The sequence below is a fragment of the Rubritalea spongiae genome, from assembly GCF_042652385.1.
Lineage (GTDB): Bacteria > Verrucomicrobiota > Verrucomicrobiia > Verrucomicrobiales > Akkermansiaceae > Rubritalea > Rubritalea spongiae.
In genome coordinates this window covers 558,562-571,840 of the sequence record NZ_JBHSJM010000001.1, presented here as the reverse complement: position 1 = coordinate 571,840, position 13,279 = coordinate 558,562, and the positions used below count along the sequence as shown (strand labels likewise).

The window sequence follows — 13,279 nt, the reverse complement described above, 5'->3', positions numbered from 1 at the left end:
AACTTGAGGAAGTCAACTTGATTTACTTAAAGAAGCATAGGCATGATAAATATAGAAAATGCAGAATCTCAGATTATTGAGAAACAGAAGATTGTAGATTTCGACATCAAAGAGTTCACTATAGAACTTTTGATTTCCAAGTACCTCAAGGGCAAGGAAGATGGTGATAACGATATATTCATACCTGAGTATCAAAGAAATTTTGTTTGGGGAGAGTTGCGTCAGTCAAAATTTATTGAATCTGTAATATTAGGGCTTCCTATTCCATACATATTTACAGCCGATACCGATGGACGGTTAGAAATCGTCGATGGCTCACAGCGTTTGCGAACTCTTGTTGCTTTTTTTCAGGATAAATTAGTGTTGAAAGGTTTGGAGATCCTTACAGAACTTAATGGATTTACTTATCGGCAATTGACAAAGGGGCGTCAGCGTAAGCTAGAGAACTCTACTATTAGAATGATATCTCTATCGGATAAAAGTGATGAAGATGTTAGGTTTATGATGTTTGAGCGAATCAATACAGGTAGTGAATTACTCAAAGATATGGAAAAGCGAAAAGGGATTTTTGGTGGTAAGTTCATTGACTTTGTATACGGAGATTGCACCAAACACCCTTTATTTATTCGCAATACGAGGTTTACTGAGCGCCTCTCAATGAGGGGAGAACCACAAGAACTCGTAATTCGTTTCTTTGCATATTCAGAAAATTATGAAAATGTGAAGACGGGGGTGAACGATTTTCTAAATGAATTCGTGGAGTCTAAAAATAAAAAATTTGATAAGAAACTCATGTTTTCTGAGTTTGATCGCATGCTGGAGTTTGTAGATAAGCATATGCCGTTAGCCTTCACTAAGGGGAAAACTTCAAATAAAACGCCAAGAGTTAGATTCGATGCTATTGCTGTTGGTGTTAATCTCGCTTTACGGGAAAATCCTAAATTGAGCCCTGAAAATGTAGATTGGCTTAATAGCAAAAGATTCCTCGAATTAATTACAGGTGGGGGGCAGAATGCTCCTAAAGCTATCAAAGCCAGAATTGAGTATGTTTACAATTCCTTGTTGGGCTTATGATGAATACAGTCTCTGCAGACTTTGAGAAACGAGCCAAGGAAATAGAAATCTATTTTCGACATCTTGAAGCAATTGAAGAAAAGAATGGAAAGCTTTCGGTAGCAACCGCGAGAGGGAGAACTTTGAGGAAAGTCGATCCAGTTCTGGTGAAAGTTTTAAAGTCTAACCTTTTCCTTCTTTTATATAATCTGGTGGAATCTTCGGTGAGGCAGTCTCTAGTTGAAGTATTCGATGCGATCTCAGCAGAAAAAATGATGTATTCAGAGGCGAGTGATCATATAAAAAAACTCTGGATTCAAGAGGGGCATCAGAAGTTCAAAAATAATAGTGCAGAGCAAATTTTCAACTCTTTGACTAGTCTAGCGAATGATATAGTAGAAATCGAATTTGGTAATGGCGTTATTATGGGGGGGAATATTGATGGTCGAAAGATTCGCGATTTTTCGGAAACATATGGATTCTCTAGCACTGTGCATAAAAATGCAAAAAATGGTGTTAAGTTACATGAGGTAAAGAGACACAGGAATGATTTAGCGCATGGACTGGTTTCATTTTCTGAATGCGGTCGAAACTACACAGTGTCCGATTTACGCCAAACAAAGCACGAAGTTGTTTTATATCTAAGGGGCATATTACGTAATATATCCCGATATCTAGACAGTAAAGCGTTTCGAATAGATATTAGGGAAGAGAGTTGAATAGGCCTATTAATATCTCAATAAAACTATATGGGTATCTATGCTCGTTTATGGACAGATGGGGTATGCAGTCTTTTTTTTTCACTTAAAAGAGTTGCCCTATTTAAGTTCACACTACTACCGTAACTGTCCTCGTTTTTGAGTCTTCTATTTTTTGATTCAAATCGAAGATTTATACCTACCTCTTGGCTGGATGAGGAGCGCAGCTCAAGAGGTAATTGTATAAGTGCCGAAGGCCGCGACTAGCTTGCTAGGAGCGTTATGCCGATTAGATCTTGAGAGAGCACCACAAGTAAGCTGGTGCGTTTATTTCGCCTTTATTCATGTTTTGATTAGGGGCTTTTTTGTGTCTAGGTGTTTCATATTTTTGATTAATTGATTCATTATTGTTGCGCATATGTATATTTTTCGTGTATGTGTGTCTCATCAAGACGTTAATTGACGCTCTAACGATTATGAAAAAACTATCAGATATTGGAAATTCCCTCGTGAAACACGCACTTACAACCTCACTACCGGAAATTGGACAGACTACAGAACTAGTACCCTACATGCTAGTAGCTGCTAGAACGATGTCCGTTCGTGAAATTAGCGCTTACCTCGATAAGAACTATGGAGTGAGAATTAGCCCTTCTACGGTTTCTAGAGCTCTTAACAATAAGGAGACTCACTTTAAAAAGATTGCTGAGTACTTATCTGTAACAGGCGATCATATGGCGAGATTCTACACTCCAACAAAAGATTATCTCTTCCAATTTGAAGAGGAGTACATGCCAGCTGAAATGAGTCCGCTTGAGATGCTATATCGTGAAATAGCTGAGAAGGGAATGGGCGCTAAATCAGCAAACAGTCCAACAGTGTCTTACTACGAGAGAGATGGTGATGCAGTGTGCCGTATGATGGAGCTGTGGGATGAACTTCCTACTGAAGCTCAAAAAGAGATCAAGCCAATGATCTTCGCTGAAGAAGACGAATACATGAATGTGTAGAACTATGGATACCCGAAAATTAATTACCAAGAAAGAGGCGGCCTCTATTTTGAGTTCTTCGGTGCGAACTGTTGAAAGAATTATAGCGTCAGGAGCTATCGAAAAAATTAAGATTAGAGGGTCAGTGAAGTTAAAGTTGAGTCAAGTTTTACAAATAGTAGAAAAGGGGTGCTAAATGATCTTCAGCGTAGAGAAGAGAAAAAGAAGAATCAAAGGCAAGGTGGTTTTATCCTCTAGCTATTATCTTCGGTATCGATTTGATCCGATGCCAGCACCTAAGTGGGTGTCGCTGAAGACTAGTGATAAAACTGTAGCTGAGAGCAAAGGGCGTGAACTTTTCGAGTATGAGCAAAAAGTGTTAGCTGGTATGGTTCCTTCGCGTGTTGTGATAGAGCAACAAGCTCGTCCTCTTACTGAGCATGTTAAAGATTTTTGTGCCGAGCTGACTGCTATGAATCGGTCTAAAGCTTATGTGTACAACAGTGAGAAAGGGATGCTTAAGCTGTTCAAGAAAATGAACTGGGTTCGCCTTTCGGATGTTACTGCTGAAGGTTTTGAGAGGTGGAGAAGAGAGAGTAGCCATTTATCCTCTAAAACGCTGAATGACTATCTGTCTATCTTATCGGGGTTCATGTCATGGCACGTGAAGCATAAGCGAATCGCATTCAATCCAATGGACTCAGTTCAGAAGATGAAACCTGATGCCAAAAAAAGACGTGAGAGAAGGTCTCTTTCGTTGGTTGAATTAGAAGCTCTAACTCAAGTAGATGAATACAGAGGCTTAGTTTACTTCGTTGCAGCATATACTGGCATTAGGAGATCTGAGCTAGCTGAGTTGCAATGGAGAGATCTTGATCTTGAAGTTGGCTGCGTGCGTCTTCGTGCTGCGACCACCAAGAATGGAAAAGATGCAACTTTGGCTCTACATGCTTCAGTGGTAGATGCGCTGAAGGGCTATAAATTGCAGCAGAAGGGCTGCAAGTTGTCGGATACAGTGTTTGATGTGATTCCAAGCGTTCCAGTGCTTAAAGGCGATCTGAAGCGTTGTGGCATACCTTATGAAGACGAATTAGGGCGCTACGCTGACTTTCACGCACTTCGTCACACATTTTGTACGATGCTCGCGAGTAGCGGAGTGAGTCAGCGTGTGGCTCAGTCTCTGATGCGTCACAGTGATGCAAAGCTGACAGCTAACGTTTACACTGATGAAAATTTACTACCTCTGCAGGATGCTGTTGAAAAGCTTCCTGCTCCCTCTGGGAAATTGATACATATATTGACACAGATTTCTGACAAAGAGGGGCAAAACGAGTCGCATGGTGTCGCAAGTGACTCTGAAAATGTGAGAGGTCTAGACACGAAAAAGCCCTTGAAAAACAAGGGCTCAGTCGGTGTTAGTCACTCCCTGTCGCAATTGGACATTATGTTTGGAAGTGGTAGGCCTACCAGGACTCGAACCTGGAATGACGGAATCAAAATCCGGAGTGTTACCATTACACCATAGGCCTATCTGTTTGTGTTGCTCCTTAGCCTTGGTGGGCGTCGGGTGCGGGCGAATGATTACGCTCAGTGAGGAGTAGATGCAACAAAAAACTTAATAAAAGTGGGAGATTTTTTTGTCGCTTGGGAGCTTGAGGGAAAGCGTCTCGTGGTGAGGTGTTTTCTGAGTATTTATAAGGTGTTCAGGCTGTGGAGATTCTTCAAAAAGGATGTTTTGAAGTAGGGGTTCTGGTGGCTGGGAGAAAAATTTAGGTAAAAAAACAGCCGAGTGGGAAAATGACCTACTCGGCTGAGATAGTTATTTCTTGTTTGTTTAAAACTAGAGTGCGCGGCGTGCTTTTACAGCCTTGGCGAGTTGGTCGATGACTTCCTCGGTGGATTGCCAGCCGATGCATTGATCGGTGATGGACTGGCCGTAGGTGAGTTTGCTCGGGTCGTCGCCAAGTTTCTGGGCTCCTTCGATGAGGTGGGACTCGATCATGACGGAAGCGACGGCTTTGGAGCCATTGCTGATTTGTTCGCAAAGGTCAGCAACGACGGCTGGCTGATTGCGGTAATCCTTTTTCGAATTGCCGTGTGAGGCATCGACCATGAGTTGCTCAGGGAGTCCACGCTCAATCAGGCGCTTAGCGCAGGCGTCGACGTGTTCTTTCTCGTAGTTCGGTCCATCGGATGAGCCGCGCAGGATGATGTGGCCAGCATTGTTACCAGTGGTGGTGACGATGGCGGAGACGCCTTGCTTGGTGACGGAGAGGAAGTGGTGGGAGCCTTGGGCTGCCTGGATGGCATCGAGTGCGATCTGGATGGTGCCACGGGTACCATTTTTGAAACCGATCGGCATGGAGAGTCCGGATGCGAGTTCGCGGTGGACTTGTGATTCGGTGGTGCGAGCTCCGATGGCGCCCCAAGAGATGAGGTCTGCGACGTACTGCGGGGAGATGGCGTCTAGAAATTCTGTAGCTGCCGGCATGCCCATGGTGTTGAGCTCGAGTAGAAGCTCACGAGCGATGCGGAGACCGCGGTTGATATCGAATGAGCCATCGAGGTGCGGGTCATTGATAAGACCTTTCCAGCCGACGGTGGTACGTGGTTTTTCAAAGTAGACGCGCATAATGATGCAGAGGTCGTCCTTATATTGCTCAGCGAGTTCCTTGAGGCGCTCAGCGTATTCGATAGCGGCGCTAGGGTCGTGGATGGAGCATGGGCCGACGACTACGAGGACGCGGTCGTCATTGCCGAGAAGGATATCTTCGGCTTCCTTCCGCGCTTTTGTGACAGTCTGGGCTGCAGCGTCGGTGATAGGAAGGTAGTAGGACAGCACCGCCGGTGAAATGAGTGGTGAAATGGCTTTGATGCGTAAGTCGTCTGTTTCGGAATGGTTCACGGCGTGTGACTTTGAGCTGATAAGCTGAGGATTCAAGTCTTAGTTTGTGGCAGATGGCTGAATCTGAGTTGACCTATGGTATTGGTGCACATAGAGCTGTTGGGGTGCCACTTTTTTCTGACATCGATGTGATTTACGATTCGGTTGCACGGAGCGGGGAAGAGAACATGGCGGTGGATCAGCTTTTATTAGAGGGATTAGCTGAGCGGCCGATGTTGCGTTTTTATCAATGGAGTGAGCCGACGGTGAGTTTGGGGTATTTTGAGAAGTTGAGCGATGCGCAGAGGGCATTTGCTGCGGATGGATTGCACTATGTGCGGCGCTGGACGGGTGGTGGGATAGTGGATCACCGAGTAGATCAGACCTATAGTTTATTGATTCCGAAAGGGCATGTGGTGGAGCAGCTGCGCGGGAGTGCGAGTTATTTTGCCATTCACCGAGCACTGGCTGCTTCCTTGCAAGAGGTAGGGATCGCTTGCTCCATTGTGGAAGAGGATTTGGTGGGGGAGTCGCGAGCGTGTTTCGAGAAGCCTGTGGCGTTTGACATACTGGATGCAGGAGGCAAGAAGCTTGCGGGGGCGGGGCAGAGGCGTACCCGCGATGGGTTACTCCACCAAGGGAGTGTGCAAGGAGTGCAGGAGGTGAGGCAATGGCAGCAGAGCTTTAGAGGTGATCTGGCTGATCGCGAGCACAAAAAAGACATCGCCGCAGAGTTGCTAGACGATGTCTGTGAGTTAGTTGCCGAGCGCTATGGCTCAGAGAGCTGGTTGCTGAAACGCCCTTAGTTATTTCCGAATGGGTCGATGGTTCCTTTGAATGGGTCGAAGAGTTCTTCTTCTTTGACTTCTTTTTTAGGTTCAGCTGGCTTAGCTAGTTCTTCCTTTGGTGGGGCGGGAGCTTCGGTGGGAGCTTTAGGCGCCTCTGTCGGTGTGGAGGCTGGAGTAGTCGGTATGCTCGGTTGAGTTGGAGTGGCAGCAGGTGTCGTCGGAGCTGCCGGCTGAGCGGGAGGGGTTGTTGGAGGAGTCGTAGGAGCTGGGGCTGCAGGAGTTGTTGGTTGTGCCGGTGTGTTGTTAGGAGCTGGCACTGGTTGTGCCGGTGTTTCTGCAGGGGGAGTAGGTGCTGGAGTAGGAGCTACTGCTGGCGGGTTAGCTGGAACTGGAGTAGATGGGGCGACAGGTGGGGTGGCTGGAGTAGCCTGTGCTTTAGCGCGCTCTTCTCGTTCCAGTCGCTCAAGTCGTTCCGCGCGTGTTTCTCTTGGTTCTGGAGCTTTCGCTTCTTCAGCAGACTTGGCAGTCATGAAGGTGTTCAGGCCGTAGCCGAGACCGAGTGCGACGACTGCTACGATGATGATTATTCCGACGTTCGAGCTTTTCTTTTCTTCATGTTCGTCACCGTAATATTCTTCTACGATGGTTTCAGCTCTAGGCTGTTTGACTACTGGCTCATGTGGCAGTGGGGTGACTGGGGCGTCGGGGAGTTGTACCACTTGGTGGCTTTGAAATTCTTCATTGCTGAGTTCGGCAAGCTCTTCGTCTGAAAGGGTGTATTCCATTTCGATGTCACCGCCAATTTTGACGATTTCACCATCAAAGAGGTCGATGATTTTGTAGCGAGTGTCATCGAGTTTAATGCCGTTTGTCGAACCGAGGTCTTCAAGGATGAAGCCACCTTCTACTCGTTTCATCACACAGTGATTAGTAGAAGCGGAGCCAGCTTCGAGAATGATATTACAATCAGCACCACGTCCAAATGTGGTCTCTGTACGATCTAACTTAATGCGATACGGAAGTGGGGATTTCCCTGGTTCAGTAATGATAATTCTTGGCATGACGATTGTTGGCAGGTGCTAGATGAGTGTTCGCTCGCTGATTGAGCTGGTGTGGAATGAATACCACCGAATGAGAATACGGAAAAATTCTGTAGTAGTTACAGCTATTTTTAGTTTCTTTTAGCTTAAGGAGTCGAGCTGTAAAACTGTTAGGTTATGGCGAGATGCTTGCCAATATAAAAAGTTAGAAGGAGTAAGGAGGAGGGTGGTGGGGTACAAAAAAAGCCGCGACCGGGTGATCGCGGCTTAGAAGTTTGCTGTGTGGCTCTTGGTGGCTCAGGCTACCCACATGGTATTATACCAAATCGCACTCTAAAAAGAGACGAATGATTTTTTTGTGGCTTGAAGAGTTGCGCTCCGCGAAAGAAAAGTGGTCTCGGGCACTTTGTTGATAAATCAGCGTTTCTCTTCAGTCACGATGCTCGCATCGCTTCTTCATAGAGCCTTGATTTCCCAACAAATTGCACCGTCATTCGTCTTTTATGTGAAGAGAGGTCAACTGGTAAGTTGAAGTCCCTTTCTATTTGGTTTGTGATGAAGTGTGTTGAACAACGGAATCTGGCTTTTATACGCACTCTTATTGAAGCTCTACTTGGCTTACGGTGCAGGATTGGTTCCGTTTCGTTGTTTAAAGTTTCAGAACGCTGCTCTCTCATTTACACATTCATGCATGTTGACGATATGCCCGCAGTCGTTCTGGAAAATCGATTTGTGTTGTTCATTGAAACTTGTTTTCGATAGCTGTTAGGCTGTTTTTGCTTTTAATGCCACAAGTGGCTGATAATCGATCTGCTTTTGCCAGAGTGTAAGCATAACCACACTCAACTTGCGTGCTACAGCGACGATCGCTTTGCGTTTTGCGATTCGTCCACCACGCTCTGCGATTCGCATACCATGCCTCTTAAGGTCGCTATCAGGGCTGCTTTTGCGCATGATATACTGTGCACATTGAACCAGTAGTGTTCGCATCTGCCTGTTGCCCGCTTTACTTATGGAGAGCTGCTTATCGACATCTCCAGATTGGTCTCTTCGTGGAACGAGTCCTAAATAGGCAGCTACATCTCGTGAGTTTTTAAAACGAGATGCATCATCTATAGCCAGAACGAAGCTAACCGCTGATAGAGCTCCGACGCCAGGTATTTGCATCAAACGCTTTGCTTCAGGGTGCATTTCAAGCATTTCCTCTTTGAGGTAGCGATCGGATTCTTTGATTTGCTCAGTCATCGTTTCAATCACTACGAGTAGCGGTTCTACTAACTCAAGTTTAGTTGGATATGTGGCGAGTGCTTTTCTTGCATAGCCTGCAAAACTTGCTGAACTAGGGGACATCAGCCGTACCCCAAGGCTTTTAAGGCTAAACCTAACAGAGTTGATGAGATCAACACGTCGTTTTACCAAGGTGTCACGCATCGCGATACGTTGGCGGTTTTCGAGATTATCAACCGACCCGTGCTCTATAGGGTACAGCAAGCTTGTATCAACGCGCGCGATCTTGGCGAGCATTTGGGCATCTCGTTTATCACTTTTGCGTTCGTTGCAATAAATGGCGCGTAGTTTACGCGCATTGGCGACAATGACTCTATGACCTCGGTCTTTGAGATAGTTGCTAATCCATGGGCTGTGAGTTCCGACTTCCATAGCGATGAGTGCATTGGGGTAATTCGTGCAGAGTGTATCGAGTCCTGCGTAGCTATTAGGAATAGTTTTTTCGACAAGGGTATCTCCATTCTTGTCTAGTACACAGATTTGATGTTTTTTATCACTGAGGTCGACGCCGACTACTGTTGCTTGCTTTGTGTTATTTTCCATAATGCATGAGCTTACCAGCAACCATGGCGCGGCCTCACCTCTCTTCTCATCCTATCTCATTTGAATCGCGAAGTGGTATTAGATGCCTTGGAGGGTTCCGCCTTTACCTTTGATTTGGTCGTCGATGTTTAAGGTGTCTAGTACCGAGCGATGGAGTGTGCCGATCGGTGCGCCTGCACCGTTGATGTGTCTGTTAGTTTTAATTCTGCCACCTGCGTTACCACCAAGAATGATAGGAACGTTACCAGGGGAGTGATTTTGACCATTACTGATACTAGACCCCATCATGACGATGGAGTTTTCTAAGACGCTATTGCTGCCTTCTTTCATGGAATGCAGGCGTTCGAGGAAATAGGTATACTGGGAGACGTAGAAGGTGTTGATCAATGCCTGCTGTTGCAGTTTCTCAGGGTTGTTCCCATGGTGAGAAATCGAGTGATGACCACCTTCGACACCGTCTAGGAAGGACATATTTCGGCGATCGACACCGTGTCCTAACATTAGGGTGGATGCTCTGGTCGAGTTACTCCAGAAGGCGAGCGCCATAATATCCATCATCATTTCCGTGTATTCTGGGAAAGGGATTTTGGGAATTACTGATAGGTCGTCACCGCCGGAAGAGCGTTTCACTTTTTTCTCAGTATTCTGGATATCTGCGAGAATTTCTTCGGTGATTTTGAGCCCTTTGGGTTGGGTTTGACGCAGAATGCGATTTTCTACGTCGCGCACAGTGGTGAGATACTCGTCTAATTTTTGTTGGTCATCTCGGCCAAGTCGGTTTTGGAGTTGCTTGGCGTCATCGAGGACGGAGTCGATCACACTTTTTGTGGGGGTGAAGGATTTTTTACGGGTTCTAGACGGTTTGGAAGTGAGTCTGGCGTCTTCGAAGAGGCGCATGAAGGCGCGCATCGGGTTGACTTCCTGAGGCACTGGTGTGGTGGCATTTCTCCAGGAGACGCAGTTACCATAGACCCATGGTAGTCCACTGGGAGAGGTGCCACGGCGCGGGGTATGCATCGCCAATTCTAGCGTCGGGAGGGCTGTGCTGTCTTTTTCAGCGTAGCCGATAATCTGGTCGATGCTGGCATTGCCGATATTGACGTCAGCTGGGTTTTCGCCCTTTTTGGGTCTTTGGCCAGTGAGGAATGAAGAGGTGCCGCCAGCGTGACCGCCCATGGCATTTTTGAGGCCAGTGATGACGTTGACGTGTTGGGCATAGCTACCGAGTGGTTGGAGAATAGGCGGTAAGGTGTCGAGGGTGGAGCCTGTGGGAGTAAATTGTGCCGTATTCACACCATTTGGCATAAAAATAGCAGCATAACGAATGGGTTGACCTTCTGGGCCAACAGCGAGCGATTTGAGGGGCGTCGCTCCCATTGCTTCTAAGAATGGTAAGGCCATAGTAGCTCCAACACCGCGGAGCATATGACGTCTAGAAATTCGCATGGGTTTGATGTAATTCATATTAGTTTAGTGCTGTTGTTTTGGGTTCGTAGTCGTCACTACGGCGGTTTCGGAATGGATAGCTTTTTACGATTTCGATAAATGCAGTGTGGATTTTCGCATCATCGGCGATGACTTTTTCTGTGATTTTTTTAACGACTGGTCGGTCAAATGGGGTGAGGTCTCGGCCCAGCGCGTAGGAGAGCATTTTTTCGATCATGTTGCGGGCGAACTGCTCTTTGCGCTCTATCAGTATGTTTTTCAAATCCGATGGAGTGGTGAATTCTGTGCCGTCGGGAAGGGTGCCGCCGATGTCGACTGGTTCACCATTATTGTGTGTTCTGAAGCGGCCGATTGGGTCGAATGACTCTAAGCCGAAGCCGATTGGGTCGATTTCGGCATGACAGTTTTTACAGTTAGGGTCATTGCGGTGTTGGTCGAGAACTTCACGGAATGTCGAGCCTACGACCTCTCTGTCATCTTCAGGGAGCTGAGGGATGTTCATCGGCGCGTCTGGCAGGTTGACTCCTAACATGTCTTTTAGGACAAAGGCTCCACGGATGGAGGGGCTGGTTCTGAGAGAGAGAGAAGTGGCTGTTAAGACGCTGCCCATGCCGAGGACACCGCCGCGGTTTTTGTCGGATAATTCCACGCGGCGAAGTTCGTTCCCTGAGACTCCCGGGATTTTATAAAACTTGGCGAGCGTTTCATTGAGATAGGCGTAATTACTATCAAGGAACTGGTAGGCGCTGCCATTTTCTTTGATGAGCTCATTAAAGAACATCATCGATTCTTGATAGAGGAGGACGCGGAGCTGGAAGGTGAATTCTGGGAATTTCTCAACATCAGGGTTGGCGGTGGATCTGAGGAGTTCCCAGCCAAACCATTGGCCGCCGAAATGCATACCGAGTGCTTTGGCTTTTTCATCGAGCAGCATGCGTTTGACTTGGGCTTCTAGAACGTCTTCGTTTGAGAGTTCACCTTTGGACGCGAGTTGGAAGAGCTCGCGATCAGGCATGGAGGACCACAAGAAATAGGAGAGCTTGCTGGCGAGCTCGAAGTCATCGATAGGGTATGGTTGGTCTTGAGCCTCTGTTAGAGTTGATCTGTAAAGAAAGTTAGGCGAAATCAGCATGGCGTAGAGAGGCATTTTCATGGCCTCGTCAAAGCGTTTCGTCTTGGGGTATTCTTCTTTAAATAAGGAGACTAGGCGGGCGAGTTCTTGTTCGTTAGCCGGCTTACGGTAAATATAAGTGCTCCAATATTTGAGGATAGTCTGCGCTGCTTTTTCTAAGGGGAGCTTAGGGCTCGGGCCTGTGAAAAGGTAGCGTGAGCGAGTTTCAGAGTTCGCGTAGATGGTATCGACGATGGTGCTAGCAGATTTAAAATAGTTTTCGACCAGCAAAGGTGGGAGGTAGAGGGCGTCGGCATTGTTATCAAATCCTCCTTCGCCACCTCCATCTTCAGGGAAGTTATCGGCAGGTCGGATATTTAGTTTAAAGAGGTCGCGAATGGTGTAGTTGTACTCGTTTTTATTGAGTCGATGAATGGTAGTTTTGCCTGGGTCGGCACCCATTTCACCTGCGTCCCATTTGGCGGTGAGCTTATTTGACCATGCATGGATTCGCTCTATTTCATTTTCGGTGAGCTGGTCTTCATGGTCTGGTGGTGGCATTTGGCCGAGTTTGATGACTTGAGAAACGGTTTCCCAGAGTTCTGGGTGCATGGAAGCGGAGCTCTGTGTGAGATAGAGTTCAAAATTTACGTCTCCTTCTTCGGTTGTTTCATCATGGCACTCCATGCATTTGCGTTCGAGGATGGGGATGATGCCGCCCTCGTAGGTCATCTTTTTGAGATCGAATTCAGCCGCTTGTTTGAGCAGCTGGTAGTTACTCTCGATGAGGGGAAGTAGCTGTTCTGTATCCGCTGGGCGAGATGCACCTAGCTGGATATTCTCGGGCATTTCATCCAACTCAGGAAGTTCATTCCATTTTGCTTGATAGGATTTGAGCTTTTCCTGAAAGGATGTGGCTGAAGATTTGATCGTTTGCTCAGGAAATGTTTCTTCGATCTCGTCCTGCATAGCATCGAAGATGACCAGAGCTTGGCTGGGGCTAGCTGCGACTTGGAACGGTTCGGCGCCGGCAGGCAGGAGGTTGACGACTTCAATTTCTTGGGAAAGGGAATCAATCCAAGCTGGATTTTCGCCGGCGACAAAGACCAAGGGTCGCGTACGATTGATCACATCGATCATTTTTTCCGAAGGAGTCCATTCAGACGGGTTTTCATTAACGGGTAATAAATCAAAGACAGGGATTTTCCTGTCATCGATAATTTCGTCGACAATGGTACCAAGTCCGAAGTTAGTGACTACGATGGATACGGGGTCTAATTCAGGCGCGATTTCAGTTTCTGCTTTCTCGTTTTGTTTAGAGCAAGAAGATAAGAAGGTTAGACAAATTAGAGTGAGTGGTTTGAGTGGTTGCTTCCAGTTTATATTCATATGTAAGACGGCAAAGAATATGAGGAGGAACGAAGTTAATTACATAAATAT

The 13,279-nt window shown here is 46.7% G+C and carries 10 protein-coding genes, 1 tRNA gene and 1 pseudogene; 6 read left to right on the top strand and 6 right to left on the bottom strand.

Features of this window, described 5'->3' with window-relative positions:
- Positions 1 to 42 precede the first annotated feature (42 nt).
- The 5 genes and pseudogenes from ACFPK9_RS02835 to ACFPK9_RS02815 form a co-directional block, all read left to right on the top strand.
- Complete coding sequence (locus ACFPK9_RS02835; protein ID WP_377093094.1) at positions 43 to 1,074, top strand: DUF262 domain-containing protein; 1,032 nt, start codon at positions 43 to 45, stop codon at positions 1,072 to 1,074.
- Complete coding sequence (locus ACFPK9_RS02830; RefSeq protein WP_377093092.1) at positions 1,071 to 1,772, top strand: MAE_28990/MAE_18760 family HEPN-like nuclease; 702 nt, start codon at positions 1,071 to 1,073, stop codon at positions 1,770 to 1,772. The genes ACFPK9_RS02835 and ACFPK9_RS02830 overlap by 4 nt, the downstream gene beginning before the upstream one ends.
- A gap of 455 nt (positions 1,773 to 2,227) precedes the next feature.
- Positions 2,228 to 2,761 carry a hypothetical protein gene (locus tag ACFPK9_RS02825; RefSeq protein WP_377093091.1) on the top strand — a complete coding sequence of 178 codons (534 nt, stop codon included), beginning with the start codon at positions 2,228 to 2,230 and terminating at the stop codon, positions 2,759 to 2,761.
- Entirely contained in the window at positions 2,754 to 2,936 is a 183-nt protein-coding gene (locus tag ACFPK9_RS02820; protein WP_377093089.1) for an excisionase family DNA-binding protein, read from the top strand. Before ACFPK9_RS02825 ends, ACFPK9_RS02820 begins: the two co-directional genes overlap by 8 nt.
- Positions 2,937 to 3,962, top strand: a pseudogene (locus ACFPK9_RS02815) (tyrosine-type recombinase/integrase); the annotation flags it as partial.
- A 233-nt stretch (positions 3,963 to 4,195) separates the two neighbouring features.
- Here ACFPK9_RS02815 and ACFPK9_RS02810 read toward each other — a convergent pair.
- Both ACFPK9_RS02810 and ACFPK9_RS02805 read right to left on the bottom strand, forming a co-directional pair.
- A tRNA-Gln gene (locus ACFPK9_RS02810) sits at positions 4,196 to 4,269 on the bottom strand.
- A 311-nt stretch (positions 4,270 to 4,580) separates the two neighbouring features.
- On the bottom strand, positions 4,581 to 5,645 hold the full coding sequence (locus ACFPK9_RS02805) for a 3-deoxy-7-phosphoheptulonate synthase (RefSeq protein ID WP_377093088.1): 1,065 nt from the start codon (positions 5,643 to 5,645) through the stop codon (positions 4,581 to 4,583).
- A 53-nt stretch (positions 5,646 to 5,698) separates the two neighbouring features.
- Between ACFPK9_RS02805 and ACFPK9_RS02800 the strand changes: the two genes are divergently transcribed.
- Positions 5,699 to 6,430 carry a lipoate--protein ligase family protein gene (locus tag ACFPK9_RS02800; protein WP_377093087.1) on the top strand — a complete coding sequence of 244 codons (732 nt, stop codon included), beginning with the start codon at positions 5,699 to 5,701 and terminating at the stop codon, positions 6,428 to 6,430.
- Here ACFPK9_RS02800 and ACFPK9_RS02795 read toward each other — a convergent pair.
- From ACFPK9_RS02795 to ACFPK9_RS02780, 4 genes are all read right to left on the bottom strand, one after another.
- A complete protein-coding gene (locus tag ACFPK9_RS02795; RefSeq protein ID WP_377093086.1) occupies positions 6,427 to 7,473 on the bottom strand; it encodes an FHA domain-containing protein in 1,047 nt (348 codons plus the stop codon). The two genes, ACFPK9_RS02800 and ACFPK9_RS02795, sit on opposite strands and share 4 nt — an antisense overlap.
- A 744-nt stretch (positions 7,474 to 8,217) precedes the next feature.
- A complete protein-coding gene (locus tag ACFPK9_RS02790; RefSeq protein ID WP_377092807.1) occupies positions 8,218 to 9,282 on the bottom strand; it encodes an IS110 family RNA-guided transposase in 1,065 nt (354 codons plus the stop codon).
- A 78-nt stretch (positions 9,283 to 9,360) separates the two neighbouring features.
- A complete protein-coding gene (locus tag ACFPK9_RS02785) occupies positions 9,361 to 10,728 on the bottom strand; it encodes a DUF1552 domain-containing protein (RefSeq protein WP_377093084.1) in 1,368 nt (455 codons plus the stop codon).
- A 19-nt stretch (positions 10,729 to 10,747) separates the two neighbouring features.
- The gene (locus ACFPK9_RS02780; protein ID WP_377093083.1) at positions 10,748 to 13,228 is read right to left on the bottom strand and encodes a DUF1592 domain-containing protein; all 2,481 of its coding nucleotides are present in this window, start codon (positions 13,226 to 13,228) and stop codon (positions 10,748 to 10,750) included.
- Between the last annotated feature and the right edge of the window lie 51 nt (positions 13,229 to 13,279).